Source organism: Streptomyces sp. QH1-20 (assembly GCF_041283565.1).
GTDB lineage: Bacteria > Actinomycetota > Actinomycetes > Streptomycetales > Streptomycetaceae > Streptomyces > Streptomyces syringius.
In genome coordinates this window covers 6,638,308-6,663,751 of record NZ_CP166299.1, presented here as the reverse complement: position 1 = coordinate 6,663,751, position 25,444 = coordinate 6,638,308, and the positions used below count along the sequence as shown (strand labels likewise).

The window sequence follows — 25,444 nt, the reverse complement described above, 5'->3', positions numbered from 1 at the left end:
TGGGACGGGACCGCCGTCACGCCCGCCTGCGATCCGTAGCAGGGACGGGCCCATGCGGGCCTCACCGGGGGCCAGGAGACTAGGGGCCGCTGCGCTTCGGCATGACAGCCCACAGGGCCAGGAGTCCCCACAGCATCAGCCACAGCATTGCGGCGGCGACCTTCATCACTCGGCCCTCGCGTGCTCGGCCTCGACCTCTGCGATCCGCTGCCGAGTCCTGTCCCTGGCTACCAGGACGGACTTCGAGTCGGTCTTCTCGGCCAGCTCACGGCGATTACGCAGGACACGGCGCATCCTCTCGCCCTCTTCCGTGAGGGAGACCACCGCCTCGTCCTCGACGAATCGCTGAAACCGGCAGTGGCCGGTCTCGCTGGTGTGGCCGATCATCTCCTCACCGACCCCCATCAGGTCCTCGGTCGGCCCAATCGTCCACTCGCAGTCGGCGCCGAGGCAGATCCCCATGAGGCGGGGAGACACGTCCGGGTGAGACGTGATCTTGTACCAGACCCGTCGTACCTGCGCGCGCACGCTCATGCCGTCACCACCGCAGGGGGCCTGATCGGAAGTGCGAACACACGGGGCTCGTGGGGGTGGTTGCGCATTTCCTGAGAGCATCCGGAGGCCGCAGCCAGATCCACGTACCCATGGGGTGTCCCCTGGCCGGTCTCGTAGGCAGTCCGCCACGCGTCGGCATGGATGCAGATCTTGCAGCCGTGTACCGGTGCCGGCCGAAGCCCTAAGTCGATCGCGGGCAAGTCCGCGGGGGGCAGGGGCGGGGTACCCATCACGGCTGCACCGTCCCCACCGGGGAGCCGAGTACACGAGCGCGGTGCAACTCCTTGGGCGTCGGGTCGCGCAGCTCCCCGGCGTCCACGGGCCACTCGACCCCGCCTTGCGGCGGTCGCATCCACAGCGTCCCGTCGTCGCCGCGCTTGACCGTCCCGACTTTCCCCGCGCGGTCCACCTTGTACTCGGTAGTGCTAGCCGTACCGTCCATGACGCCTCGCCGTCCCTCGAATCGTCAGCGTGGCAACGAGGTTAGGAAGGCGTGCAGTTGCTTGTCTGTGGTAGTTCCGCACTCCCTGGTGCGGAACTACCACGAGTGATCGTTTAGAGGTTCACGCGGACGACCGTCGCGACCTCTCGCAGCTCAGGCGTGATCAGTCGCCGGTTCTCCGCGATGCGTGTCACCACGTCCCTCGCGTAGCGCTGATTCCCCAGCCACTCCGGGTACTTCTTCTTGACCTTCAGCAGGCGTTGCACCGCGCCCGAGTAGTCCCCGGTCTTAGCCTGTGCGTCCACGACGTCGAGCTGATGGCGGTTCATGTTGCTCGGCGTTGGCATGACAGTGCCTCGGGGTACTCGCTTGGCCATCCGCAGCACCTGGTCCGGGTGGTCGGTGACCGCCGCGTTCTCAATCACCTTCAACGCCACCGTCGTCGGGCCGAACGTCTTCAGCGAGACATAGGGTGACGGCTTGTGCTCCTCGCCCAGGGCCTTGGCGGCAACCCCGGCCCACTTCATGGCCGACAACGCTTCACCGCCCCTGTTGTCCCGGATCGCTGCCGCCGATACCCGCAGCAACATGCGGCCCCAGGCGTGGAGTTCGTCTGGTGTCGCCTTCCGAATCTTCACCGGCTCCAGGTCATCGGCCCACCGGATCGCCACGTTGCGCGCCCGGTCCAGCTCGCCTCTGCGGAGGTACAACCACGTCAGGCAGTCCACCGTCTCAGCAGCCTGGATGCGGTCCGTCGCCAAGTCCATGGACCTCTCTAGCGCATCCTCAGCCAAGTCCCACTGTCGGGTTGCCGTGAGGGCCCAGCCAGCAAGCTGGAGCACTCGGACGCGCAGCGCCTGGCCCTCCTCCCCAAGGTCCGCCGAGTCGCGGAGTATGCCGGGCAGGACTCGGGCCTGCTTCCCGAATCGACCGGCGAAGTACGGTAGAGCCTCTTCGAGTACGGCCTTGACGCCGACGATCGTCGGCGGCTCGCCTTCCTCGACAGTCAGATGACCTGGAGGAGCATGCAGGGCCTCGCTGACGGCCGTCCACTCTTCCACGGTGTCCTCGTGCGGGCCCTGCTCGTCCAGCCCGTCAGACAAACGCATGGTCGGCACTTGCAGCACGAATGCCAGCTTGCGCCACGTCTCCATGCGGGCAGTCTCCCGTACCCCCTGTTCGAGTTGCCGAATCGTCGAGACGCTGACGCCCGACTCCTGAGCCAACGCCTCTTGTCCCAGCCCGCGCCATTTGCGGGCAGCCTTCAAACGCTCGCCTGCGGTACTCATATCCGCAGAGTACGCCCGGCGCTGGGGATCCTGTAAGCCATGCTGGGCACACTGAAGGCCCCCTCCGGAGAGGGGGCCTTCAGTGTCAAGATCACTTCTTCTTGTTGACCTCGTCATACTTCTTCAGGAAGTCGGGGGAAGCGTGCTGCCGGACGTGCTTGTCGAGAGCGTCACCCTTGAGCTTCTTCTCGCACGCCTCGTTGACCCATCCGGGGATGCGGCCCTGCGCCGCCAGAGGCAGGGAAGGCTTCGTGAGCGTCGCGGCCCAGGCCCTCACGTCTGCGGCGTCAGGGCCAGATGCCGCACTCTTCTTCCCAGAGGTCGGCCTCACGGTGAAGGTCGGGCCGGCGGAGGGGGCAACGCCGATCCCGTACTCCTTGAGGGCGTCAAGGAGATCCTGCCTACTCTGGCCGTACGCCGCTTCCAACTTGGTGAGATGCTTTACCTTTTCGAGGTCATCGACCTCGCCCTGGTAGGTGTCACCCTCGACAGTGAGCCTGACGACCTGCACGATTTCCACGAGTGCTCCAAGCTATGGGGCGGGTCGTTTCTGAAGTGTCACAACCCAACTATGGCCTAGCCTAGCGATGGAAGGTGAACCTCGACAACCTTTCCTCGATCTGGGTGCACCACCCGATGAACACCGGCAGACTTGATGAGCTTCAAGCAGTCCTTACAAGCCGACCGGGTTATGTAGATCGTGGAGCCTTGGCACGACACCCAGTCGGCATAGAGGAGCGCATTTGCCTCGGCATGTGTTTCAACACAGTCCTCGTATGAGGTGCCGGAGGGGACTTCCGAGATACATCGCGGGCACTCTCCACGGCTACACGACGGGCCACCCGGATACGATCCGTTGTAACCGGTGGAGACGATTCGCCGGTCAGAGCCGACCACCACAGATCCAACACGGCATCGGAGACAGTCACCTCGCGCAGCAACCGCCACAGCGATTCCGAGGAAGTAAGTATCCCAGTCTGGGCGCGCATCAAGATCCTTCACTTGGTGTCCTCGAAGAACTGCACGAGATCGGCCTGAGATTTCATTCCGACAAGCCTTTTCAGTTCTCCTTCTTCGTCGTACGCCAGGAGCGTTGGCACGGACGAAACATCGAAAAGGAGCCTCTTACCCGCGGAGTCGTTCATCACATCCACGTCGTCAATGGCGACATCGGCAACAATGGCTTCCTGTGCGATCAGGGGCTTCATGCGTTTGCAAGGCACACAGATCGGAGAGGTGAAGAGCAGGTATCGGGTCACTTGTCGGCCTCACGCTTCTTTTGGTCGTAGTCAGCGGAGTCGATCAGCGCTTGGAGGGTGACCTCGTTGCCGTCACAGCAAGTACATCCGCCTTCGGCCACGGTTTCCCCAGAGGGGTCGTGAATGAGGGCGGTGTATCCGTACTCGTCACCCTCGACGTAGTAGTCGGCGTAGCTCACTCGCCGGCCTCCATAACTTCGACCTCGGCCGGAATCATGATGATCTGCCACAGGTCTGCGGCCATGCCTTCAGCCAGATCCTTCGGGACGCCCCACTCCTTCGCCTCCTTCATGACCAGGCCACAGAGGCGGGCAGCCTTCAAAGCCGTCTCTGCAACCTGCTCCAGGGCTTTGACCTCCATCTCCTTGGCGAAGTCGCCAATCAGCTCCTCGAAGCCGTCCATCTCGCTCATGCAGCCAACTCCATTTCGTTGTGAATGACTCCGCAGAGGTCGCAGAACTGACCTTCGGCCGTGTATCCGCAACCCCAGCTCTTTCCGTAAACCGACACGTCCGTGTCGATAAGTACGCCGCTCATGACTTCCTTCATAATCTGGGCGGCCTTTTCTGTAGCCCTGAGAGCGTGCTCTTCCGGGAACTGGAAGATCACCTCGTCATGCACTGGCAAGAGCGCATAGGGGCCGTATCCGGCCTCCTGGAGCCGCAGAATGGCCCGGCCGGTTACATCCCGGCTTGCACTCTGCACGGCGTAGTTGAGGGCCGCGTATGGGCGCCGCTTGTCCACGTATAGGCGTCGGCCCGTGTTCGTGGTGATGTAACCCTTCCGGCGCGCTTCACGCTGAAGTTCCTCGGAGTACTGCTCGACGCCGGGGAATACCTTGAAGAACCCCTTGATGGCCCGCTCAGCGACTTCCCGCGTGACGCCGGCCTGGCTCATCAGCGCGGCCGGCCCTCCCCCGTACACCGTCAGGAAGTTGGTCATCTTCCCCGTCTTTCGGTCCACCTCGGCCGCATCCGCGGTGATCTGATGCAGGTCGGCTTCCTCTCGGAAAGCCTTCTTCATCGCCTTGTCTCCCGACAGGGCGGCGAGAACCCGAAGCTCCTGCGCCTTGTAGTCAACTGCGCAGATGACCATGCCCGGATCGGCGATGAACCCGCGCCTGACCAACGAGTCACCGGAGGGAAACGTCTGCGCCGGTATCGCCCCGGAGATCGACATCCGGGCCGTCCGCGCGCCCATTGATCGGATATCGGCGTGGAGCCGGTCTTCCGCATCACGGTTGCTCAGGGCGTTGTCGAACCAGGTGGACTTCGCCTTCGCCGCCTTCTTGCCCCGGTAGATGGCCTCGCACAGCGGGTCGTCCAGGTGGGCCTTGAGAAGGTGGTCGTCCACGCGAGGCTGACCGGTCGGGGTCCGCTCAGTCGGGATGATGCCCCGGCTGATGACTGCCGCCCCGACCTGGACGGGACTGTTGATGTTCTCCAGCCCGAGCTTCGCCGCGATGTCCTTGTACTGGTGCTCCGTCGAAGCCAGCTCGGCTGCCCGCTCCTCGATGTACGGCACGTCGGCCCGGATGCCGCGACGCACCATGTAGGCGCACGCGGCGGCCAGCTCGTGTTCGTAGCGGACGAGCTTGCGGGCCGTGGTCGGGATCTTGGGCTTGAGGAGCTTCACCAGGCGGTAGGCGAGGATTGGGTCCATGCCCGCGTACAGATTGAAGCCCTCGTGCTCCAGCGGGATCACCGGCCACAAGTCGGCCTTCTTGACGCCCAGTTCCTTGGCGATGACGGTCATGCTCGCCTTCACCTCATCGGCCACCGTCGCGGAGACGTAGTGGCGGGTAAGTTCTTCGAGCGAGTGACCTATGCCGGCGTCCTTCCGCCCCCGACTGTCTACGAGGTGGGCGATGATGCGGGAGTCAACGAGCCGGGGGAAGACGGACTCGGCCGACACTCCCCAGACTCGATCCATGCAGAGGATGTCGTACGTACCGTTCTGCATGGCCAGCTTCTCGACCCAGCCCACGGCTTTGATGGCGTCCTCCTGGAAGAGGCCGCCCCTCTCGGTGGGGAGGACGAAACTCTCGTGCGCGTTGCCGAACTGAGCAAGGCGGATACGGAACCCGTCCTCCCACCAGGAGAGACCGTCGGTCTCGGTGTCGAATCCCAGGGCTCGACGATTGTTGACCACGAAGCGGCGGAACTGGGGAAGATCGTCTTCAGTCTCAACTACGTTGATGCGGACTTCGGAGCCGTTGATGTCGTAGTTGATGACCTTCATTCATTGCCTCCGTGTGTCACATCTCAACTTTGTGGGCTCAAAAGGGAGGCTCCGCGGCTTGCGTAGCCTCGCGTTCTGCCACGAGAGCGTTGAACTTGTTTTCCAGCTCCGTGTACTCCTGGACAGCGATGTCCAGTTCGGCTTCTAGTCCGTCGATGTACTCGTTGAGCCGGCCGTTCGCCTTCTGCCAGTGGCTTGAACGCTGACTGGCCAACTCGACCTCCAGCCGGAGGCGTCGGATCTGCTTCGACTTCTTTCCGAACATCAGTAAGTCCCTTCGAGAATCGAGGGGAACTCTGACTCGTCATTGCCTGGCCCAACGCGGCGCTCGATCGTCATGTTGTTGTGGTCGTAGACCCAGATAGGGATTTCGTCCCAGCTATCGAACACCGGCTGCTCCAAGGGCCGCCTCGATCTCGTTCAGACGCTCATCAGCGCCCAGACCCTCTTCCCAGGCCATCTCTCGGGCTGCATCAGCCTTGATGCGCTCCAGCTGGCGCTTCCGGTCCGCGAGGTGCTTCACCATGCGCACGTACCGGTGCCCACCGCCGGCCGCCTTCTCCTGCTCGACCTTGGCGAGCTTGGCCTGAAGCTCACGGGCGAACTTCTGCTCGTCGGTGAACCGCTGCACCCAGTACTTCTTGGCGCCATCCGCCTCGCGAGCCTTGCGGGTCGTGTCAGCGAGGTCCTTGCGCAGGGACTCGATGAGCGCCTTGTTCTCTTCCTTGACCTCGATCGTCACCTTGTTCAGCGGCACGTTCTTGAGGTCCATCTCCGAGTTACCGGCCTCGTATGCGTTCGAGGTCCACGCGTAGCTCATTCGTTCACTCCAGGGGTTTCACAGGCCGGGCATTCAACCTTGAGGGGAAGCTCTTCATCCTTGGCGTACTGATCCACGAATGAGAAACCGCATTCGCATTCGTAGTAGGCCAAGACGTCGATCAGGTTCGCCATTACGGCGTGACTCGTCCGTGCTTGGTGAACATCTCGTGCGTCACCGGCATGAGACGCTTGAACTCTGCCTCGATCTGGTCAGCCACCATCTGCATCTCGACCTGGGGGAAGGACTTGTACGTGGCATCGTGCGACTTGGTTCGCAGCGACAGGAGATGCATGAGCGACCGCGGATTACAGCTGACGTAGAAGTTGGAGAAGGTGCCAACTGGGAGGACGCTCCGGGCGACTTCGCGGGCGATGCCCTCCGCGAGCATCCGCTGATACATGTCCCAGGAAGTCACATAGGCCGTGCGCATGGATTCCTCGGCGGTCCACCACTGACCGAAGGTACCCATCTTGAAGTCGTAGGCGCCGGCCTTGCCGACCTGAACCAGGGGCCGCTTGTCGCTAGGGACGTAGAAGACGGGCTCTAGCTCCTTGTACCGGCCGGACTCCTCGTTGTAGGACATCCCAGCGCGGTGCCGCATGAACTCTCGGACGACGAAGATCGGGGCGGAGATCCGAAAGGTAAAGATGCCGTGCTCAAATGGACTGCCGTGCCGGTCTCGCATCAGGAAGTTGATGAGCCCCCGGTCCTTCATGTCGTTGATCTCGGGGAACTCTTTCCCAAGGGTGCTGACCCTGGCAGCCCTACAGACCATGGCGTCAGTCCCAGCCTGCTGAACCAGCTCGACGTCCATTTCGTTCTTGAACTTCACAATTACCTTTCAGAAGGCTGGGGGCCGGGCCGGAAACCCGACCCCCAGAGTCACATCTCAACTTCGCGAGCGAGCGAAGCGACTAGTTCTTCAGCTCGAACTTGCCGGACTTGTTGTTGAGGAAGGCCGGCGGGCACTTGTCCTCACCCTTACGCTCGTCGGCATTGCAGAAGTACGCCTCCCAGCCGTTCTTGGCGACATGGGTCCGACCGTGCTCACAGTCGGTCACGCCCTTGTGCTCGCCACCAGCCCCAGAGTTCTGGACCTTGCCACCGGAGAAGGTGTTCTTGCCCGCGACCTTGGCCTTGGCGCCCTTGTCCTTGAAGTTCAGCTCCGTATTGAAGGACTGAATCTTCGCCATGCGCTTCATCAGGGACGCAAGGGCACCGGACTCCTCGTCGAGCATGGCGTCCATGTCGGAAATCGTGGCGGCGCGAAGGACAAGAAGCGACGCATCGTAGCCTTCACCACCCTTGAAGCTGAGAGTTACGCCTTCCTGGGTGTGGGCGGTAGAAGTGGTCACAGGCGACTCCTTGAGGGTTTCGGTCGTGTTGCTTTCGGTCGCATCCCAGGGGGAGCCTCCGAAGGGGTTCTCGCTCATGAATAAATCCTCTCAGATTGCAGTGTCACAACTCAACTTGAAATGCTGTGACTAGAGTCTCAGATTGGGCAGGCGCCCGAGGCGCAAACCTCGTCATATCCCGTGTCAGAGGCTGCTTCGCCAACAATGGCGACTTCATCGAGATACCGGCCCTTCGAGATCCGCTCGTAGGGCGTCTGAGGCCGGCTCATCTCCGGGAAGATGGTCGTCCCCTTGAGCGTCGGCATGTACCCGAGCATGACGCGGGCAACGTCGTCCTGGTCGTACTTCGCGGGATCGACGGAGGCCGTGTAGGAAACCGCCTGGTCCGCCCACAGCTCCTGGTACAGCTCCTGGACCGCGAGCATCTGCACGAGACTCAGTTCCCCAGCGTGCTCGAACGCGTCGGCCAGCTCGGGGTGCTCCGCGAGGAGCGGGTCAACAGTCGGGATCTCGACCACGCTCGTGTTGGCGCCGTAGACGCACGGCTCCACCTTGTAGCCCTTCTTCCGGTACTCCTCGACCTGAGCCTTCTCCGAGGGCTCCAGGTCCGAGAAGCGAATCCGGCGCAGGAAGTAGCCAGCGAACGGGGCATGGATGCCTTCGCCGCTGACGGAGGCCAGCTTGCTCGTGGTGCCGGTCGGGGCGATGACCCGCTTCTTGATCGGGACGGGGATGCGCAGCTCGTTGGCGTACTCGATGGTGGCCTGGTCCACGGTCTGTGCGAAGAACTTCAGGTCCGTACGAACCCTCGGGTTGTAGGGGGCCTTGCTGTACTTGATGCCCTGCTTGAACAGGTAGTCAGCGAAGCCCAGATGTCCCACACCGATCCGCCTGTACTTGCTGATCGCCTCCTGCGACTTGGGGTCCGCCACCGCGGCGAACGTCGCTCGAATCAGGTAACGGGTCGCGTAGCGGTGGGCATCGTAGAGGCCCTGGCTGTCGGTCCTACCGTTGTAGACGAACGCTCCGAGGTTCACTGAGCCCAGGTTGCACGGCTCCCAGGGGGTCAGTGTCGCTTCGCCGCACGGGTTGGTGGTGTAGGTGCCATCCACCTCCCCTTCGGCTGTGAGGTCGGCGTTCCAGAAGCCGGGCTCCCCGTTCTTCAGAGCACCCTCGGCAAGGGCCTTCATGACCTCCACAGCGTGCTCCTGGCCGTCCTCGACGGCCAGCATGAAGTTCTCGTCCACTTCCACGCTGATGTTGGTGGTCCACATGGCATGAGCCGAGTCGGCCTTGCACTTCAGGAACTCCCAGATGTACGGGTCATCCCAGGCCATGATGCTCATGCGTGCGGAGCGCCGAACTCCCCCTGCCACGATGGCCATTGCTATCTGGTGGTCGATGGCCATGGCATCCAGGCCGGTCATCGGCCATCCAGCCGCGTCGGTCAGGATCTTGCCGACCTCGACCATCATCCGTGCGAACGGCTCAGGCCCGGAAGCCGTACCGCCGAAGGATCGAAGCGGGGCGCCCTTGCCCCGGACGCGGGACATGTCGTAGACGCGGTTCTCGTGCCTGGTCTCTGGGTTGTGTGCTGTGTCGATCAGATCGCCCAGGGCTTCTGCCCAACCTTCGCGGGAGTCCTCCACGCTGTAGGCGCCGGCCCACTCGTAGTCGTATTCGGTGCTGATGACCCCGGCCTCGACCAGATCGAGGTAGTCAGGGTGTGCCGGGTCGCAGACGATGTGCACGGTGACGCGGTTCTCGATGATGGGGAACTGGTGGAAGTACCGGCTGCTGTAGTTGGCGCCGACGCCGCCGCCTTCGGCCAGGCGGAGGAGCGTGAAGCGGAAGTGCTCGGCAGGGTCCGCGGAAACCCATCCGGAGGCCCAGCAGTTGTTGAGCGCGAAGTCGTTGACGCCAGACGACTTGATGTGCCGCCCTGCGGGCAGGAACTTGAAGCTCTGGATCAGCTCGACCAGGGCCTCCCGCTCGCCCTTCTCGTGGTACCGCTCGGGCACCAGGGCGAGGTTGCCGTCCACAACCCGCTGCACGGTTTCGGGCCAGGACTCCGTGGAGCCGTCCGGCTTCTTACGGGAGTAGGTGCGCTTGAAAACTGTCTCTGCGGTTTCGGTCTGGAACAAGTGGGTCTCCTTAGTGGGTGTCGGTGTAGGTGACGTTCAGCATGTGCATCAGGAAGGGGAAGTCCTGCCGGGCGATGTTGACTTCGAGGGCTTCCTTCTTGGAGTGGATTCGGAGATAGATGGGGTTGAGTGCGGAGTTGTCGTGAACCACCTCGATCGTCACGTCCTCGCGTTTATGGATCTGACGCGTCTCGATCATGCGTGGACTGCCTTCCTGCGGATGCTGCGGTTCATTTCGTACGAGAGGGCTATGACGCCTCGCTGGCACGCCTTCTTGTCGGCCTCGCTGCCTATCGGCAGCCCGAAGACGTAGTGGGACATGAGGAGCTGCTGATACCGGGCGTTCAGCTTCTTGAGGCCGGCCTCTGCCTCCATACGCGCCGTGTGCAAGTTGTCGGTGATCTCGCAGTGATTCAGCGTGTCCTTCTTGCCGATCATGTTGGAGAACTCATCCGTGGTGTAGATCAGGAGCTTGAGTGCGTTCCTGGCTTCGTCCGCGGTGTAGAAGTACTCGCCGTCCATGAGGTCTCGGTAGACGCGTTCACGGGCTGCGTACCTCTGGCCGGCGGTATAGAAAATCTTCCGCATCATGCGTTCGTTGTCCGCTACGGGAGCGATGTTCTTTCGCTCTCGAAGGGCGTGCTCCAGCATCGCTTGCTTCACGTCGTCTACCTCGACGATGTGCCAGCGATCGGCTATTACGTAGGCGACCTTGCCCGCTAGGTCCGAGAGGTGCGCCCAATCGATCTGCTGCTCTGTCATCAGTTCTCTGCCTTCTTGGCGAACTTTCCGTTAGCCCCACGCTTCAGTGCGCCGTACCTCTGCCCCTCAACGGTGAATGAACCATCCGAGGCCATCGGCACCAGAACCGGAGTTACATCGCCGTACGACCCGACGTAGAGCACCGTGAATCCGGGCTGCCAGTTCGTTGCGCCATGCTTGAGGTACGTCGCCTTGTTAATGTCCATGAAGTGGCCCACTTCGACGCCGGTGAGCGTCTGGAGACTGCCCTTGTAGCCGCGGCTTTCGTTGATGAGTCCGAGCTTGTGTACGTGGCCCATGACGACGCTCTTCCCGATGCGGCGGGCTGCTGCTATGGCTGCTCCTCCCGCATACCGGCTTGCACTGAAGCCCAGGTGCCCATGGGTGACGGTCCAGCCTTCGGTGAAGTCGTAAAAGTCGCCTAGGTCGTTGATCTCAAGACCCTCGTAATCGAGGAGCTTGGCTTCATCGAACATCTCGGTCTTGGACAAGGCTGGCGCATACTTCCGAAGGTAGTCCCGTGGCCGGTCTCCGTGGTTGGAGCGGAGGATTCCAAACTTGCCGTCGAAAACTTCGCGGGTAGGCTTAAGCACCTTTCGCTTTGTGTATTCGGCCTGCTCGAACACGTCGTTCTCGAACTCCCCCTTGGTGTCCTTGTTCCACCGGGAGGGGGCTGTAAAGTCGCAAGTATCCCCAATACCTATGATCTCGTCGGGCTGGAAGTCCTTAATGAAGTTGATCCAGTTGCGGACCATGCGGGGATCTTCAAGTGGAGCCTGGACGTCAGGCAGGACAACGATTCGCTTCACATCATCACCATCGCTTTCAGACGATTAATTTCCTTCTCCTGTTCCTCTATCCGTGCCAGATAGAACTTCCTCTCCAACATCTCCGCCACGTTCTCCCGTGACGTTACGGCCTGGAGATGATCAGGATTCACACAGGCCCGATTAGCGCACTGGTGATGGATCGCCATTCCTGCCGGTATCTCATCGACAAGGTGCTCATAGATGAATCGGTGCAGGATGTGACGCTTCCCCCTAAAGGAAATAGCCCTGTACCCATCAGGGCGCTGTGAGTTCGGATACTCCAAGCAGTCGCCGTTCGGAATCGACCTTTTCAGAATCCATCCCGCGCGCTCAGCAGGGCTCTGCCTCACCGGGGGCACGACCCTGATCGGACGAAGAGGGCCCCCCTTCACAAGTTGGTCACGATGCGCGGCACAAAGCCCTTGCACATAAGAACGCTTTGGGCATCCATTGAACGAACACCCCTTCTTCTTCGCCCTCCACGCTCGTTGGTAATGCGAGTCACACATCCCACGCGCCAAGACCTCACGCCCACATGCTTCGATGAAGCACAGATTCATAGTTCACCCCCTCCCGCTTCGATGTACTTGTTCGCGTACCAGATAAGCTTCTTCAGGTCCTCAGAGCCGCCGTCCTGGTGCTTGTACTGGCAACGGAGTAGGTATTTGGTCATGTTGCCGAGGAGGTATCCCTGAAAGCCCTCGTGGCTCATGGATGCCTGGATGATGTCGATGACCTCGTACTTCCCCTGGGTATAGTGCGCCGGGGAGTTGACGTTGTCGGGCTTCTCGTATCCCACTCGGGGCTCCGCGGCGATCTCGTATGCGGGGAATGCGACGGTGCGGCTGTCCTGGAACTTCAGGTCGTAGAAGTCCACTCCGCCTTGATGGTTGGGGTAGAACGCTTCGACGGTGGCCGGGTGTTGCTGTACGTAGACCGTCTGTCCGATCTCGTAGCTCATTCCAATCCGCACTTCTCTCGAAGGGCCTTGGGCCCGTTGTTGACGACGAACTTGTTCACGTCCAACTTCTTGCCGAACTCGATGGGGACGATGTTGGGGAGGCGTTCAGCCAGCATGTGTACGAACTTCTCGCCGGGCTCGTCGCCATCGGTGAAGGCGAACACCACCTCGTATCCGAGGAAGGCCGGGTCGAAGTGGTCCCTCCAGCCGGAGACTCCCGGAACCCCAACCGTGGGGATGCCGGCCAGCTCGGCGCTTGCGGCGTCGAACTCACCCTCGCTGAGCCCGAGATACCGGGACGGCTTGATCAGGGCCCGCGTGTTGTAGAGGAGCGGCTTGGAGCCGGGAAGGCTCTGGTACTTCCCGTGGCCCTCGTGCAACTCCTCGTCTCGCCAGGAGCCGTCCGGGTGCTTAAGGCACGTCTCGTTGATGCAGCGGAACCGGATGGTTGCTACGGCGTGCTCGCCCCCGGCTGGCCTGATGTACGGGATGGCCAGGCGGCCCAGGTGCTTTTCATGCCCCGTAGCGGGGGCTGCGACGTACCCGAACCCCAGAGGAGTCGCGAGCCTGCCCAAACCGCGGTAGTCGATGTACTGCTCGGCCGGGCTTCCCTGGTAGCTCTGGCTGTAGCTCTGGGCTATCTCCACCATCGAAGCGGCCTGCGGCGAACTCTTGAGCAGCACGGAACCCGATGCCTTCCTTCCTCATGATCACGTCGTAGCTGTCTTCGCTGATGTCGCAGGCGAAGCAGTGCCAGCGGTTCTTGAATGAATTAACCGAGGCGGACGGGTTCTCTTCGGGGTGCTCGGGGCAGTGGATCTTCTGCCAGCCGTTCATCCCCTTCAGGTCAACCTCGGGGTAGTAGTGCCGGAAGACACCTGCGATATCCGGCTTCGGCATGTCACATCTCAACCTTGAGGGCGCGCTCAAGACGGAGCTGCTTGATGGTCTCGACCTCCCGCTTGACCATCTCGGCAAGGGCCTCGACGGGCATGACCTGACGGAGAGCCCCCTTGCGGCACTTGTAGACGACCGTCGCCTCCTCGTGGATTCCAAGGGCGGCCTCCGCCTCCAGGAGTCGCGCGAGCTTGGCCAGCCCGGTCTTGCGGGTCAGGGTGACGTGGAGCTGGCCGCCGTCGTACGTGATCACTTCTTGCCGTCCTCTCGGTGGTACCGCTTGCCGATGAAGCGGATCGCTGGGGGGTTTTCTAGGTAGTCGGCCGCGTTGCGGGCGACCTGGGGGTCGTCGCGCAGGCCGCGGGCGAGGAGCTGCCGGTTGCACCTGGCGCAGCAAAGGCCGCGCACGAGTCCCGTGGTGTGGTCGTGGTCTACGTCGAGCCGCTTCGTCCTGGACTGCTTACAGATGGCGCAGACGCCCCCTTGGGCATCCAGGAGCTTGGTGTACTCGCCGACCTCAAGGCCGTAGACGGTTTGAACTCGGGCCTCGTGCGAGGCGACGCTCCGCCTCTTCTTGTGGCACGTGGTGCAGATCCTCGCCCTGGTGGAGGTGAAGAACCGTTCTGCTCGGTTCTTCTGGCATCCAATACAGGGGCGGTATCCACTCTTGGGCTTCTTCATGCCCTCTTCCTTATTGATTCCAGTCTGTCACATCTCCACTTGCTGAGCAAATTGAAGGACTGTGAGTCAGAACACTTCTTCGTCCAGATCGGTGATCTGCAAGTTGCTCGTATTCACCTCGAACGAGGCGTACGTCTCCCCGGACGGGTCCGTGAACCCCTCACGGTTTTTCACCGGGCTGATGTGCAGGGTCCTGCCCTGCATTCCGTCTACCTCGGCGTGAATGGTCAGCACGACGGAGGGGACGCGCCCGATCTTGCCCTTCACGCCGTCGAGCGGGATTGGCTTGATGCCAGAGCTGTACTCACCGACTACGTGGTGCATCGCCATGACGTGAGCCCTGGTCTCGCGCGCCATTTCATTGAAGTAGTCGCAGAGCCCTTCGAGACCGAAGGTGTACTCCTCGGCGTTACTGCTCCCGCCGCCATCCACGTTGGTGATGTTGTCGATCACTACCAAGTGCGGGTAACAGCCGAACACCTCGCGGTAGCACTCAAGGTGCAGCTCGATGTCCTTGGGTGTCGGGCGAGCCGAGTAGTTGAAGCGCAGCCACCACCGCCTACTCAGGGCTTCCTCGTACTTGTCGAACGAGCCGTCGTCCACGAGGGCCTTCTTGACCTCACGAGCGTTGTCGCCGGTGATCATGGCCGTGGCCCTGGAGAGCTGCGTGGCGGCCGTGGAGTCCGCGCTGAAGTACAGCGTGGGGACGTTGGACCAGGTGGCCAGGAAGAGAGCCATGAGGCTCTTGCCGGTACCACCTCCAGCGCACACGACGCTGAAGTCTCCGCGCCGGAACTCGACTTCGAGCTTCTGAAGTCCGCGGTAGGGGGATGGTATGGGTTCGCCGGCCGCACCCCTGACGAGAACGGACTGATTGAGGCTGAACAAAGAATTTCCCTCTCTATCGGTGTGTCACATCTCAACTTCGAGAGCGAAAAGAACAGCCATGAGACACATCACAAAATCGGCAGCCAAAGCCCGGCTTCGCCGGGAAGTCTCCGGCCTTCACGCCCTGATCCATGCTGACGATGCGTTCGGTGATCTCGTCCTCGTCAGCGTCGGCCATCTTGACCGGCCGGGACACCCTGCCTGTCTTGGCTAGGTACCAGTCGCCATTCGTGACCGGGGCCTCGTCGGGGTAGAGCTGATTCACGGCCAGGCCGTAGACGTGGAGCTGGAACTTGCTCTTGGTGGAACCGGTCTTGAGGTCCCTGACACGCTTACTGTCGTCCCGGTTCAAGAGGACCTGATCAATGAAGCCCCGGACCTTGACCCCGCCGAACTCGACCATGAAGTACAGCTCGACCGCCGGGGCGCCATTGACGACCTGCCAGACGCCGTCGCGCTTGTGCTCCTTCGGGTACCACAGGACGGGAGCGTGCTCCTGGACGTACTCCACGTACTCACGGGTTTGCCGGGAGCCTGCTTCGTAGCGCTCCTCCAAGTCATCGGCCGCGGTGCCCTTGTTGGCGCGCATCCACTGGTCGATGTCATTGAGCTTGCCCAGGTCGTGATTGATGCCCTGGCAGTACTCGTCCTGGAAGACGGTCACGGCCTGGTCGGCGGTCAGCTCCCGCCCTGACTTCTCGAAGGCTTCGGCTGCACTGTGGAAGGCGGTGCCATGGGTACTCCAAGCAGCCGGCCTGGGCTCGATGCGCTCGACCCGCTTGAGCCAGGCTTTGTACGGGCACTCCTCGAATTCTGTGACCTGAGAGACAGATCGGGGCATCTCAGCCCAGCGACGGTAGTTTTCCTCGACAGTCATGCGCACTCCTCGAATATCTCGAACTGGATGAAACGGCTGGAGTCCTTCATGCGCGGGTGCGGCCAGTCACACTCCTCAAGAAGGATGATCTCGGCGTCCCCGAGGGCGCAGCCGAAACGCTCTTCAAGGCCCAGCATCACCTTCTCTTCGTCCTCCGTCATGGAGTCTGCGACGGTGACGCATACGAGGTTTCCGATACCGCGCGCCGTCATCGTCACCACCCCTGAAGCCGCGGTGTAATCGCGACCATTGCATGTGATATCCGCCTTCGCTATCGCCTTCAGGATCTCGCCCGCACGCTCGCTGGTCTTGAGGTTCTTGAAGCTCTCGAACACCTCTTTAACGGCCTCTCTTCTACTGGACCCATGCGGCCCATTCATTCCAAGGCGGCTCTGAAGCCACCCTAAAGCATCCCAAGACAGATAGTGTCACATCTCAACCGTGGCGGTCGTCACAGCCCATCCCTCCAGTCAGCGCGCACCGTGGCGCGACGCCACACCCCAGTCACGAGCGCGACAAGTCCGCCCGCCATCAAGCCCGCCCGGAAAGCGGGTGACCCGTTGATCAAGTGCAGGTATAACAGGACGAGGGCGGCACTTTCTCACCGGTAAGTAGTTACCGGCTCTCAGTGAGTAGTCATCGACCTCCACCGGTAAATGACTACCGGTAACTTTTTACCGGTCCGCTGCATGTTGTGACGTAGGTCCTAAAATCTCGGGACTTATGTCATGCAACTAAGCCCTTATCCTCAATGTCTAGCTAGCGGGGAACCCCAACCCCGCGTATGGAAGTAGAAAGAAGGCAACGGGTGTACGAGGAGCAAGTCCACGAGCACGGCACGTCTGACCTCGTGGTGGCGTCAAACCTGACCCGATACCTCAAAGCGTGGCGTGCTGCGCGCGGGAAAGAGCTGGGGCTGAACGGCCCATTGCCTCAGGCCAAAGTCCAGCAGGCCAGCGGCAAGAGCGACAAGTGGTACCGAATGTTCGAGGCTGGCACAGCGGTCAAGTACGACACGGAAACACTCCTCGCCATCGCAGACTGCCTTGGCCTTGACGACTCGGAGCGCATGACGCTCTTCCTCCTTACGATGGGAGTGCCCGCACCGGTCAATGTCACGCTCCACGACGACGATGTCCGGCTCCGCCCTATGACGTGGATTCTCGAACAGCAGGGACCTCGGCCGGCTTATATCTCGGACGAGAACTGGGGCATCGTGGCGTTCAACAAGGCCATGGCCGATTGGTGCCCTTGGGTCCACGACCCGGAGCCCAACCTGATGCGATACGTCATGCTCTACCCCGAGGCCCGTAGTGTCTACGAGGGGTGGGAGAACCATGTCCGCGTGTTTCTCGCAATGATCCGCTTGGAGATCGCCAAGCGTGGACACGACACAGCCATTGCCCACCTTCTCCTCGAAGCACTCGAAGATCCGGTGATCAAGGCTCTTTGGGATGAGGACCCTTCCGTCGTGGCCAATCGCGATGGGCATCACTACCGCCTGCGGCTACCGTTCTTCCACAACGAGCCGATTGACTGCATCTCGCAGGTCTTCATTCCCAGCGCCCACCCGCACTTGCGGCTGGTTCTCATGACGTGGCCTGAGGGAGTAGACGGATTTATAACGCCGCCGCTCGACCCTCAGGGAAAGTAACCGATGCCTCGGTTCACCTACGACATGCCACTGCGCTGGGCCGACATGGATGCCAACGGCCATATGAACAACGCCGTGTACTCCAACTACCTTGAGGACACCCGGTTTCGGATGTTCTCGAACCTCGTTCCCGCCGACCCGGCAGAGCGGCTAGCGTGCAACTTTTTGGTGCGCGAGCAGACGCTGAAGTACATACGTCCGCTCGTCTACCGCGAGGAGCCGGTCACGATCGAGGCATGGGTGGAGGACGTGAAGGGTGCCTCCTTCATCATCCGCTGCAAGATCAAGGACGGCGAGGATGTGTATGTGGAGTCCCGCACGCTCATCGCTGGCTTCGACTCGACCGCGAACACCGTTCGCCGCTTCCGGGAAGACGAGCGAGAGGCTATCGCGTCGTTTACCGAGTAGACGTGCGGACGCGCAGAAGTGAGGGCCGCATGTCGGCGCCTCTACGGTGGAAAATCATGAAGGCCCTTGGCTTAGCCGAGGGCCTTTGTGGTTGAGGATGCCTCCCCCGCTTTCACACGGGTGGTCACACGTCCGAAAGAGTGATGGCGTCAAGAATCCCTCCCTCCGGCAGGGCCCTGTCCGCAGGCCAGCGGAAGATGAGGTCGCCGTCCCCCTCCTCCCTGTCCACGAGCTTGAAGCCGTCCTTGCTCTCGGAGTCGTAGTCGATGACCTTCGTGTCACGAAGCAGCCGAGTTCGCAGACGCTTGGCGGCCACGCGGTGACTGTCCTTGACCTTGTCATCTCCCATGGCCACCCGCAGATAGGCCATGACGGCCTTCCCCAAGTATGAGTTGTGGTGGCTACCAGCCTCCGCGGAGCGCTTGACGGTCCAAGGGATGGCCTTGTCGATCGCCTCCCTGGAGACAGCCTGGTGGTAGTACCCGCCCTCGGTGAGGGCCTTGTTCACGGCCTGGTAGACCACGCCGTACCTGGCGCCGATCTGGCTGTCTGTGAGCCCTTGCTCCTTCAGGCGGACCAGCGTGTTGAAGTCCGGAAGAACCTTCTCCACCTGTCTCCCACTCCTTTGCTTGCTTCGGCCAACGAACTTCGACCGGCCACGACCCTAGCACTTGATCTTGGGAAGCACGCCCTCGCCGGTTGGTCTCACATCACAAAGTGAGATGCGCCTCACATGGTACCCACTCGTTAGGGCCAGCAACAAGAGATGTGTCTCACATCTCCACCTGGTTCTGTCCCTTGGCCACCTCTGGGACACCGACATTTATAGTGAGAAGAAGAAAGAGAGAAGAAGTTAGTTAGAAGTTCTTTAAAGAATAGGTCAGGCCAGGCCAGGCCAGGCCAGACCCACTCTTTCAGGTTCCTTCTTGTCAGACCTCCCGTTGAGTACTTCCGGTAGAGGTCCAAGAAGGCGTTGGCCCCGGCTGCCAGATCAGAACCCAGCCGGGGCCCTCATTCAACCAGCCAAGGCTGATCCCCTTCGGCTGGCCAAGGTCGGGTAGCTACCGACTGGAATCGCGGTGTAGGAGCGCACTCCTCCCCTTCCGGGAGGCAGGTCAGGGTTCGAGTCCCTGTCGATTCACCAATCCCGATGCAGCAGCGCATCACACACAGACACCTGACCCGGATGGTCCGGCCTCGTCGGGATTCCAACTCAAAAGGGGGTGGGCTCATGCCTCGTGCCAAGAGCGTCTGCTACATCAACCGCTGCACCAAGGTCACGGCCCGCTCAGGGCGATGCGAGGAGCACGCTCCCCCGGCCCGCAAGGGCTGGGACCGGAAGTCCGCCCGGAACAAGTCCCGCCCCGGTGACTGGTCTTCTCGCAGGGCCAGGGTGTTCGCCCGCGACCGATTCACCTGCCAGAAGTGCGGGACGAGGGAAAACCTCCAGGTCGATCACATCGTCCCGGTGAGCCGAGGCGGCTCCTGGGACCTGGACAACCTCTGGGTGCTGTGCGGCAAGTGCCACGCCCTCAAGACCTACTACGAGGACCGGGCATGACAGAGGCCCCCGTCTAACCCGGGGGCCTCAGACCACTGGCAGGCCCTCGCTGTAGACGGGGGCCTCGACGAGCGGCCTCATGAGCCTACCCAGCCGCCTGTCCGTCCGACCGGTCTTTTCCCCGAACCACCAACCCAGGCCCGACCTCTGTGGAGGTCGGGTTAGTTCATTCATGGAGTGATGATGCGATGACCACCGACGCCTGGGGCTCCTGGGTCGAGGAGTACGACCAGGAGCACGCCGGCCTCCGAGCACAGCGACCGTCGAAGGCAGCGCTCAAGCGCGAGTGGTACCGCTCCGCGGTGGTCGAGGTCGAGGAGCTTGGCGAGCTGTACGGGGTCTCCCCCGAGCTTCTGAAGGGGGCCGTCTGATGGCGACTCGACGCGGGCCGGCGCCGAAACCCAACGCGGTCCGGCGCAACAAGGATCACGCCCTGGGTGAGAAGAAGCTCTCCGGTCAGGCCGGGGAGGGCAGGGAGCTGCCGAAGGCCCTGGGGATCTCGACGGCCGGCGCCAAGCGCTTCTGGCGCACGTGGGCTTCCTCTCCGCAGTCCGAGGACTGGATGGAGACCGACTGGGCTGAGCTGGAGATCGTCACGAAGCTCGTGGACGCCTTCTACCTGGGCGACATGAAGTACGCCGGGGAGATCCGTCAGCGGGTCGGCAAATGGGGGGCCACAACGGAGGATCGCGCTCGACTTCGGATGTCTTTCGACAAGTCGGTTGAGATCGAGAAGGCCCAGGAAGGGCCCAAGAAGCTCTCGGATGAAGACATGGACAAGGAGCTGTTCAAGCTGCTTTCAGAGGGTTAGAGGTGATGTGCCGTGGCTCAAACGGGCAACCTACCCAGGGGGGTTCCGGCACCGAACGAGACCCTTGGCTACCAGATCATTCGCTGGGCTCAGACGTATATCGTCCAGCCTGACGGTGATTCCGCGGGCGCGCCGTGGAAGTTCACGCCGGAGCAGTTGAAGTTCGTTCTCTGGTTCTACGCCATCAATCCGGACGGGACCTGGAAGTACGCAGCCGGCACCCTGCGCCGGGCCAAGGGTTGGGGTAAGACGCCGCTCTTGGCCGCGTTGGCGATCGTTGAGTTCATCGGACCTTGCCGGTTCTCCCACTGGGATGAGCACGGGATGCCGGTGGGCAAGCGGGTGCCGCTCCCTGTCGTGCAGCTCGGCGCTACGGCGCTCGATCAGACTCAGCAGACGCTCGACATGATTCGAGGGATGCTCTCGGAGTCTCCGGCCGAGAAGGAATACGGCCTGGAGATCAGCAAGTCCATGGTGCAGTTCAAGTCCGGTAAGCCGGGCTCGATCTCTCCCAAGGCCACCTCTGGCCGCACGAACGAGGGAAATCGCCCAACCTTTGTCCGGGCCCCGGCGGACTGGTTCTGCTGGGGCCCGGACGATGACTGATTCATTGTCATGGACGAGGTCCACCACTGGGTGGGCTCGAATGGTGGGCCTGACTTCTACCAGGTTCTGAAGCGCAACGTCGAGAAGACGACGAAGGCCGGCTCCCGCTGGGTGACGACCACGAACGCTTTCAATCCCAACGAAGACTCGGTTGCTCAGCAGATCTTCGAGTCAGACATGGTCGCTCAGGGCTTCTGGCTCTACGACTGCCTTGAAGGCTCGATCGAGGTCGAGGACATCCGGGATGAGGCGAAGGTCCGCGCCTCGCTCATCGAGGCATACGGCGACGCTCACTGGGCGGACATCGACGGCCTGACCAAGACCATCCTGTACGACCGCACGACGCCGGACTCGACGTATTGCCGCTTCTTCTTCAACCAGATCGCTGAAAGTTCCGACGGCTGGATGAACAAGGCCGAGTGGGACGCCTGCGAGAGCGTCAACGACATCAAGCCTGGCGAGCAGATAGCCATTGGCTTTGATGGGAGTGTCCGAGGAGACGGCACAGGTTTGGTAGGTATTCGCCTGCACGACGCCAAACTGTTCACCCTCGGGCAGTGGCTTCGGCCCGAACACGCCACGGCCGAATGGGAAGTTGACGTGCTTTCCGTGGAGGCCGCAGTGAAGCGCGCCTTCGAAACCTACCGGGTTGAGTGGATGTACGCCGATCCGCCTTGGTGGCAAGAGAACATCGGCCGCTGGGCGGTCACTTGGGGCGACGACTACGTATTCGAGTACTGGACCAACAAGCCCACACGGATGACTCAGGCAGTCGAGCGGTTCCGAACGGCCGTGATGGTCGGAGACCTCTCTCACGTCGGGGAACCCGAGATGACTCGCCACGTACTCAACGCAGTTGTTCGCGAAGTTCCTCAAGGCGATCTGATCGTAAAAGACTCTCCTCGATCCAAACGGAAGATTGATATCGCGGTGGCTGCCGTACTCGCTCTGGAAGCTCGCGCTGACGCGATAGCTGATGGGCGCCTCCAGATCAAGCGGAGGCGAGTAGTCGGTTTCTGAGCCCCGCTCGAAAGGGGCCCATATGGCTACTGCTGCACTGGATACTCCTGGTTCCGATGGAGTCCTTTCGCCTCCAAGTTCTCCGCAGATGTGGATGGACTACCTTGCGTCGAAGCTCTCTTCCCGCTCCGGTTCCTACAAACGGTACGGGGAGTACTACGACGGCAAGCATCAGAAAATGCTCTTCGCCCAGTCCAAGTACAGGACTGAGTTCGCCCACATCTTCGAGCGCTGGAATGACAACTTCTGCGGCTTGATCATCGACAGCGTCAACGAGCGGATGTTCATCGATGGCTTCAGGTTGTCGGAGGAGCCGACCGAGGACAAGATCGCTCGCGAGATCTGGCAGCGGAACCGGCTCGACTCGGAGTCCAACGCAGCCCACCTGGACGCGATGATCCAGGGCGCCGCCTACGCGGTGGTGTGGGCCGACGACGCGGGCAAGGCCGTCATCTCCATCGAGTCCGCGGAACACATGGTCGTCCAGTACAAGCCGGGCTCACGGCACGAGATCGAGGCTGCGGCCAAGTTCTACGTGGACGACTGGGGGCGGCAGTTCTGCACCCTCTGGTGGGGCGACAAGGTCTACACCGGAGACTGGAAGATTGGCGGCTATTCGATCGACCGGACCGAGGCCAACCCCCTGAATCGGCCTCCAGTGGTGCCGATTCAGAACCGGGCCCGCCTGGTGGGCGAGCCCATGTCGGACCTGTCCACGGTCATCCCCATTCAGGACGCGATCAACAAGACGGTCGCTGATTCTCTCGTGGCCTCCGAGTACGCGGCCTGGCCCCAGCGGTACGTGACGGGTTTGGAGATCCAGGAGGACGAGAACGGCAACTTGATCGAGCCGTTCAAGGTTGCAGTGGACAAGCTCCTCCAGGCCGAGGACCCTGCCGCGTCGTTCGGCCAGTTCGCCGCCGCTGACCTCAGTAACTATGTGTCTCTGGTGGACATGCTGACAATGCACATGGCCTCGATCGCGAGGGTCCCATTCCATTACATGCTGAAGGGCGGCCAGCCCCCGAGCGGTGACGCAATCACCTCTGCGGAAGCCGGCCTGGTTTCCAAAACCCGGGAACGAATGCTGCACTTCGGTGAGGCATGGGAGGCCATCATCCGTCTCGCCATTGAGGTCGAGAAGGGTAGCCCGCAGGAGGAGTACGAGGCCGCGGAAGTCATCTGGCGCGATCCGGAGAACCGCACCGAAGCTCAGCATGTTGATTCCCTGTTGAAGCTCCAGCAACTCAGCGTGCCCAAGCAGCAGTTGTGGGCCGACGCTGGCTACAGCCCACAGCAGATCGCCCGCTTCGATCAGCTCCTTGAGGAGGAGGCCCGCACCGAAATGGAGCGCGCCGACAAGTACCAGACGGAGCAGGAACGTCAGCAAATGGCGATGGCCCAGCAGTCGGCGGACGACAAGTCGGCCGCATCTGAAGCCAAGCTCAAGAAGGAAGCCCAGAAGCCACCCCAAGGCAACTCAGGCAACGCGAACCGTCAGCGGTTCGAGAAGTAGCAGAAACGTTTACCCTCGCGGCTCCCGAAACGGGTCTTTTTATTTGCCCACCAGGTTGGGATGTGACATCTCGGCCTGATCCGAAATGGATGATCCACATGGACGAGAACAAGAACGATCAGGTTTCCGCCGAGGCCGGCACGGCGGGCGAGGCCCAGCCGGACGCGGCAGCACTTCAGGCAGAAATCGACAAGTGGAAGGCTCTTTCACGCAAGAACGAGGACCGCTTCAAGCAGGCATCCTCAGAGCTTGAGGGCTTCCGGCAGTCCCAGATGACTGATACCGAGAAGGCCATCGAGGCCGCCAAGGTGGAGGCGCGGAATGCGGCCCTCTCCGAGGTTGGAAACAAGCTTGTTAACGCCGAGCTGCGTGCCGCTTCCTACGCGGCTGGGGTGACTCTTCCTGGTGCCGAGTTTCTGAATCTCAGCTCGTTCGTGGGCGAGGACGGTAACCCGGACTCCGCCCGTATCGAGGCGTTCGTCTCGTCCCTTCCCAAGTCCGGTTCCGGCGCATCCTACGCGCAGAACATCGGCCTGGGCCGTCAGGGGAGCCCGGCCGCCGGCCAGCTCACTCGTGAGGACCTTTCCCGCATGTCTCCTAGGGAGATCAACGAGGCCCGCGCGGCGGGCAAGTGCGACGCCCTTATGCGGGGAGAGATGTAATCTCTCTTTTTTGCCACGAGGTTGAGATGTGATACCCCAACCCCACTCGCAGGCCCTTCGGGGCCTTTTTTTATGCCCAAAAGAGGTAACTTATGGCTGGTAATGACTTCAGCACTCAGGCAGCTTCCGGTCTTCTGGCTGGCGGCCCCGCTGGCGCCGACCCGGTTCTCAAGGGTCACGGCGTTTTCGTCCCTGAGCTTTGGACTGCTCAGCTCCTTCAGGACCTTGAGGACAATCTCATCCTCGGTTCCGCGGAAATCACTAACCGTAGCTACGAGGGCGAGTTTCGGCGTGAGGGTGACCGCATTCGCATTCCGCACTTCATCGACACGGTGGAGGATCGGGGCCTGATCAAGGCGTACGGCGAGATCGGCGAGACGGATCACGCCGCCCTTGAGTACATCCCGATGACCGTGGGCAAGGGGTCGAGCTTCCACATCGAGATCGATGCCCTTCATCAGCTCCAGACCAAGAGCGGCATTGACCTGATGTCGGAGCTGGTTCGTCAGCGTGGCCGTCAGGCCGCCGTCTCCATCGACAAGATGCTGGCCCAGACCCTCACCGCGGCCGTCGCCGGTAAGGACCTGAACGGCGTCGAGTCGATGCCTAGCGACGTGAGCACGCTGCCCGCACTGCACGGCAAGATCGACACCGTGACACCGAACGCCCTGGAGACCGAGGTCATCGGTGTCTACGACTACGTGGTTGCGATGCTGGAGAACCTCGACCTCAAGAACGCGCCCGACAGTCGCTACCTCTTCATCTCCCCGCGCCTGCGCTCGCTGCTTCTGCGCGACCCGAAGTTCATCGACGCCAATCACTTCGGCGGCGGCGCGGTCATGCCCTCCGGCGTCATCGGCACCATCCTGGGCATCCCGGTCCGTGTCTCGAACACCCTGGGCAACGCGCGTGCCGAGGCCGGCAAGCTCGTCAAGGGCCGTCGCCACGACGAGTTCAAGAACATCGACATGTTCATGGGCTCGACTTCTGCGACTTCGCTGGTGATTCCTTTTGCGCAGATGGAGGCGTACAAGCCCGAGAAGAGCTTCACAGACGCGATCAAGTCGCGCGTGATCTACGACGCCAAGGTGATCCGTCCCGAGCAGCTTCTTGTCGCCACGGGTGTCGAGAAGGCCATCCAGGATCACAACCGGGTGGCGGTCGAGAAGAACCGCACGGTTGCGGTGCAGACCACGCCTTCTAAGTAAGCCTCTCTTTTTGCC

The 25,444-nt window shown here is 61.7% G+C and carries 37 protein-coding genes, 1 tRNA gene and 1 pseudogene; 11 read left to right on the top strand and 28 right to left on the bottom strand.

The window, feature by feature from the left end:
• Positions 1 to 165: 165 nt before the first annotated feature.
• The 27 genes and pseudogenes from AB8O64_RS30025 to AB8O64_RS29895 form a co-directional block, all read right to left on the bottom strand.
• The gene (locus tag AB8O64_RS30025) at positions 166 to 534 is read right to left on the bottom strand and encodes a hypothetical protein (protein WP_370422550.1); all 369 of its coding nucleotides are present in this window, start codon (positions 532 to 534) and stop codon (positions 166 to 168) included.
• A 250-nt stretch (positions 535 to 784) separates the two neighbouring features.
• Positions 785 to 997 (bottom strand): hypothetical protein, encoded by a 213-nt coding sequence (locus tag AB8O64_RS30020; RefSeq protein WP_370422549.1) that lies wholly within the window; start codon positions 995 to 997, stop codon positions 785 to 787.
• Positions 998 to 1,110: 113 nt separating this feature from the next.
• Positions 1,111 to 2,286 carry a helix-turn-helix domain-containing protein gene (locus tag AB8O64_RS30015; RefSeq protein ID WP_370422547.1) on the bottom strand — a complete coding sequence of 392 codons (1,176 nt, stop codon included), beginning with the start codon at positions 2,284 to 2,286 and terminating at the stop codon, positions 1,111 to 1,113.
• A 91-nt stretch (positions 2,287 to 2,377) separates the two neighbouring features.
• Positions 2,378 to 2,806, bottom strand: a complete 429-nt coding sequence (locus AB8O64_RS30010; RefSeq protein ID WP_370422545.1) for a hypothetical protein — start codon at positions 2,804 to 2,806, stop codon at positions 2,378 to 2,380.
• A gap of 56 nt (positions 2,807 to 2,862) precedes the next feature.
• On the bottom strand, positions 2,863 to 3,288 hold the full coding sequence (locus AB8O64_RS30005; RefSeq protein WP_370422543.1) for a cytidine/deoxycytidylate deaminase family protein: 426 nt from the start codon (positions 3,286 to 3,288) through the stop codon (positions 2,863 to 2,865).
• Positions 3,285 to 3,545 carry a thioredoxin family protein gene (locus tag AB8O64_RS30000; protein ID WP_370422542.1) on the bottom strand — a complete coding sequence of 87 codons (261 nt, stop codon included), beginning with the start codon at positions 3,543 to 3,545 and terminating at the stop codon, positions 3,285 to 3,287. The genes AB8O64_RS30005 and AB8O64_RS30000 overlap by 4 nt, the downstream gene beginning before the upstream one ends.
• Positions 3,542 to 3,724 (bottom strand): hypothetical protein, encoded by a 183-nt coding sequence (locus AB8O64_RS29995; protein WP_370422541.1) that lies wholly within the window; start codon positions 3,722 to 3,724, stop codon positions 3,542 to 3,544. Before AB8O64_RS29995 ends, AB8O64_RS30000 begins: the two co-directional genes overlap by 4 nt.
• Positions 3,721 to 3,957 carry a hypothetical protein gene (locus tag AB8O64_RS29990; protein ID WP_370422540.1) on the bottom strand — a complete coding sequence of 79 codons (237 nt, stop codon included), beginning with the start codon at positions 3,955 to 3,957 and terminating at the stop codon, positions 3,721 to 3,723. Before AB8O64_RS29990 ends, AB8O64_RS29995 begins: the two co-directional genes overlap by 4 nt.
• Complete coding sequence (locus AB8O64_RS29985; RefSeq protein WP_370422539.1) at positions 3,954 to 5,786, bottom strand: DNA polymerase; 1,833 nt, start codon at positions 5,784 to 5,786, stop codon at positions 3,954 to 3,956. The genes AB8O64_RS29990 and AB8O64_RS29985 overlap by 4 nt, the downstream gene beginning before the upstream one ends.
• A gap of 37 nt (positions 5,787 to 5,823) precedes the next feature.
• A complete protein-coding gene (locus AB8O64_RS29980; protein ID WP_370422538.1) occupies positions 5,824 to 6,051 on the bottom strand; it encodes a hypothetical protein in 228 nt (75 codons plus the stop codon).
• A gap of 114 nt (positions 6,052 to 6,165) precedes the next feature.
• On the bottom strand, positions 6,166 to 6,606 hold the full coding sequence (locus tag AB8O64_RS29975; protein ID WP_370422537.1) for a hypothetical protein: 441 nt from the start codon (positions 6,604 to 6,606) through the stop codon (positions 6,166 to 6,168).
• Positions 6,603 to 6,740 (bottom strand): hypothetical protein, encoded by a 138-nt coding sequence (locus AB8O64_RS29970; protein WP_370422536.1) that lies wholly within the window; start codon positions 6,738 to 6,740, stop codon positions 6,603 to 6,605. The genes AB8O64_RS29975 and AB8O64_RS29970 overlap by 4 nt, the downstream gene beginning before the upstream one ends.
• Positions 6,740 to 7,423, bottom strand: a complete 684-nt coding sequence (gene thyX / locus AB8O64_RS29965) for an FAD-dependent thymidylate synthase (protein ID WP_370424015.1) — start codon at positions 7,421 to 7,423, stop codon at positions 6,740 to 6,742. The genes AB8O64_RS29970 and thyX overlap by 1 nt, the downstream gene beginning before the upstream one ends.
• A gap of 100 nt (positions 7,424 to 7,523) precedes the next feature.
• Positions 7,524 to 8,042 (bottom strand): hypothetical protein, encoded by a 519-nt coding sequence (locus AB8O64_RS29960; protein WP_370422535.1) that lies wholly within the window; start codon positions 8,040 to 8,042, stop codon positions 7,524 to 7,526.
• A 59-nt stretch (positions 8,043 to 8,101) separates the two neighbouring features.
• Positions 8,102 to 10,108, bottom strand: coding sequence for a ribonucleoside-triphosphate reductase, adenosylcobalamin-dependent (nrdJ, locus tag AB8O64_RS29955; RefSeq protein ID WP_370422534.1), 2,007 nt, complete (start codon positions 10,106 to 10,108; stop codon positions 8,102 to 8,104).
• Between the two features lie 10 nt (positions 10,109 to 10,118).
• Positions 10,119 to 10,307: a hypothetical protein gene (locus AB8O64_RS29950; protein WP_370422532.1), complete on the bottom strand. Its 189-nt coding sequence runs from the start codon at positions 10,305 to 10,307 to the stop codon at positions 10,119 to 10,121.
• Positions 10,304 to 10,870, bottom strand: coding sequence for a hypothetical protein (locus AB8O64_RS29945; protein ID WP_370422531.1), 567 nt, complete (start codon positions 10,868 to 10,870; stop codon positions 10,304 to 10,306). Before AB8O64_RS29945 ends, AB8O64_RS29950 begins: the two co-directional genes overlap by 4 nt.
• Positions 10,870 to 11,625: a hypothetical protein gene (locus AB8O64_RS29940; protein ID WP_370422529.1), complete on the bottom strand. Its 756-nt coding sequence runs from the start codon at positions 11,623 to 11,625 to the stop codon at positions 10,870 to 10,872. The genes AB8O64_RS29945 and AB8O64_RS29940 overlap by 1 nt, the downstream gene beginning before the upstream one ends.
• A 50-nt stretch (positions 11,626 to 11,675) precedes the next feature.
• On the bottom strand, positions 11,676 to 12,188 hold the full coding sequence (locus AB8O64_RS29935) for an HNH endonuclease signature motif containing protein (protein WP_370424013.1): 513 nt from the start codon (positions 12,186 to 12,188) through the stop codon (positions 11,676 to 11,678).
• Positions 12,189 to 12,235: 47 nt separating this feature from the next.
• Positions 12,236 to 12,640, bottom strand: a complete 405-nt coding sequence (locus tag AB8O64_RS29930; RefSeq protein WP_370422528.1) for a DUF3310 domain-containing protein — start codon at positions 12,638 to 12,640, stop codon at positions 12,236 to 12,238.
• A complete protein-coding gene (locus AB8O64_RS29925) occupies positions 12,637 to 13,323 on the bottom strand; it encodes a topoisomerase (protein ID WP_370424076.1) in 687 nt (228 codons plus the stop codon). Before AB8O64_RS29925 ends, AB8O64_RS29930 begins: the two co-directional genes overlap by 4 nt.
• A gap of 31 nt (positions 13,324 to 13,354) precedes the next feature.
• Positions 13,355 to 13,477: pseudogene (locus AB8O64_RS29920) on the bottom strand (CHC2 zinc finger domain-containing protein); the annotation flags it as partial.
• Between the two features lie 64 nt (positions 13,478 to 13,541).
• The gene (locus tag AB8O64_RS29915; RefSeq protein ID WP_370422527.1) at positions 13,542 to 13,790 is read right to left on the bottom strand and encodes a hypothetical protein; all 249 of its coding nucleotides are present in this window, start codon (positions 13,788 to 13,790) and stop codon (positions 13,542 to 13,544) included.
• The gene (locus tag AB8O64_RS29910) at positions 13,787 to 14,218 is read right to left on the bottom strand and encodes an endonuclease VII domain-containing protein (RefSeq protein WP_370422526.1); all 432 of its coding nucleotides are present in this window, start codon (positions 14,216 to 14,218) and stop codon (positions 13,787 to 13,789) included. The genes AB8O64_RS29915 and AB8O64_RS29910 overlap by 4 nt, the downstream gene beginning before the upstream one ends.
• Before the next feature lie 66 nt (positions 14,219 to 14,284).
• Positions 14,285 to 15,106: an AAA family ATPase gene (locus tag AB8O64_RS29905; RefSeq protein WP_370422525.1), complete on the bottom strand. Its 822-nt coding sequence runs from the start codon at positions 15,104 to 15,106 to the stop codon at positions 14,285 to 14,287.
• Between the two features lie 31 nt (positions 15,107 to 15,137).
• Positions 15,138 to 15,983, bottom strand: a complete 846-nt coding sequence (locus tag AB8O64_RS29900; protein ID WP_370422524.1) for a RecB family exonuclease — start codon at positions 15,981 to 15,983, stop codon at positions 15,138 to 15,140.
• A complete protein-coding gene (locus tag AB8O64_RS29895) occupies positions 15,980 to 16,318 on the bottom strand; it encodes a hypothetical protein (protein ID WP_370422522.1) in 339 nt (112 codons plus the stop codon). Before AB8O64_RS29895 ends, AB8O64_RS29900 begins: the two co-directional genes overlap by 4 nt.
• A gap of 473 nt (positions 16,319 to 16,791) precedes the next feature.
• Between AB8O64_RS29895 and AB8O64_RS29890 the strand changes: the two genes are divergently transcribed.
• Together AB8O64_RS29890 and AB8O64_RS29885 are read left to right on the top strand one after the other, a co-directional pair.
• Positions 16,792 to 17,637, top strand: a complete 846-nt coding sequence (locus tag AB8O64_RS29890; RefSeq protein WP_370422520.1) for a helix-turn-helix transcriptional regulator — start codon at positions 16,792 to 16,794, stop codon at positions 17,635 to 17,637.
• Between the two features lie 3 nt (positions 17,638 to 17,640).
• Positions 17,641 to 18,045, top strand: coding sequence for an acyl-CoA thioesterase (locus AB8O64_RS29885; protein ID WP_370422519.1), 405 nt, complete (start codon positions 17,641 to 17,643; stop codon positions 18,043 to 18,045).
• Positions 18,046 to 18,169: 124 nt separating this feature from the next.
• Here the strand turns inward: AB8O64_RS29885 and AB8O64_RS29880 are convergent, their stop codons facing one another.
• The gene (locus AB8O64_RS29880; protein WP_370422518.1) at positions 18,170 to 18,655 is read right to left on the bottom strand and encodes a hypothetical protein; all 486 of its coding nucleotides are present in this window, start codon (positions 18,653 to 18,655) and stop codon (positions 18,170 to 18,172) included.
• Between the two features lie 461 nt (positions 18,656 to 19,116).
• On the opposite strand from AB8O64_RS29880, the gene AB8O64_RS29875 reads away from it, so the two are divergent.
• The 9 genes from AB8O64_RS29875 (at position 19,117) to AB8O64_RS29835 (ending at position 25,429) form a co-directional block, all read left to right on the top strand.
• Positions 19,117 to 19,189 (top strand) — tRNA-Glu (locus AB8O64_RS29875).
• Between the two features lie 87 nt (positions 19,190 to 19,276).
• Positions 19,277 to 19,606 carry an HNH endonuclease gene (locus tag AB8O64_RS29870; protein ID WP_370422516.1) on the top strand — a complete coding sequence of 110 codons (330 nt, stop codon included), beginning with the start codon at positions 19,277 to 19,279 and terminating at the stop codon, positions 19,604 to 19,606.
• Between the two features lie 188 nt (positions 19,607 to 19,794).
• A complete protein-coding gene (locus AB8O64_RS29865) occupies positions 19,795 to 19,977 on the top strand; it encodes a hypothetical protein (protein WP_370422514.1) in 183 nt (60 codons plus the stop codon).
• Positions 19,977 to 20,417: a hypothetical protein gene (locus AB8O64_RS29860; protein WP_370422513.1), complete on the top strand. Its 441-nt coding sequence runs from the start codon at positions 19,977 to 19,979 to the stop codon at positions 20,415 to 20,417. Before AB8O64_RS29865 ends, AB8O64_RS29860 begins: the two co-directional genes overlap by 1 nt.
• Before the next feature lie 12 nt (positions 20,418 to 20,429).
• Positions 20,430 to 21,023 carry a hypothetical protein gene (locus AB8O64_RS29855; protein WP_370422512.1) on the top strand — a complete coding sequence of 198 codons (594 nt, stop codon included), beginning with the start codon at positions 20,430 to 20,432 and terminating at the stop codon, positions 21,021 to 21,023.
• Between the two features lie 9 nt (positions 21,024 to 21,032).
• On the top strand, positions 21,033 to 22,043 hold the full coding sequence (locus AB8O64_RS29850; protein WP_370422510.1) for a hypothetical protein: 1,011 nt from the start codon (positions 21,033 to 21,035) through the stop codon (positions 22,041 to 22,043).
• 94 nt (positions 22,044 to 22,137) lie between these two features.
• The gene (locus AB8O64_RS29845; RefSeq protein WP_370422508.1) at positions 22,138 to 23,559 is read left to right on the top strand and encodes a phage portal protein; all 1,422 of its coding nucleotides are present in this window, start codon (positions 22,138 to 22,140) and stop codon (positions 23,557 to 23,559) included.
• 98 nt (positions 23,560 to 23,657) lie between these two features.
• Positions 23,658 to 24,221 carry a hypothetical protein gene (locus AB8O64_RS29840; protein WP_370422507.1) on the top strand — a complete coding sequence of 188 codons (564 nt, stop codon included), beginning with the start codon at positions 23,658 to 23,660 and terminating at the stop codon, positions 24,219 to 24,221.
• Positions 24,222 to 24,313: 92 nt separating this feature from the next.
• The gene (locus AB8O64_RS29835) at positions 24,314 to 25,429 is read left to right on the top strand and encodes a hypothetical protein (protein WP_370422505.1); all 1,116 of its coding nucleotides are present in this window, start codon (positions 24,314 to 24,316) and stop codon (positions 25,427 to 25,429) included.
• Positions 25,430 to 25,444: the final 15 nt, after the last annotated feature.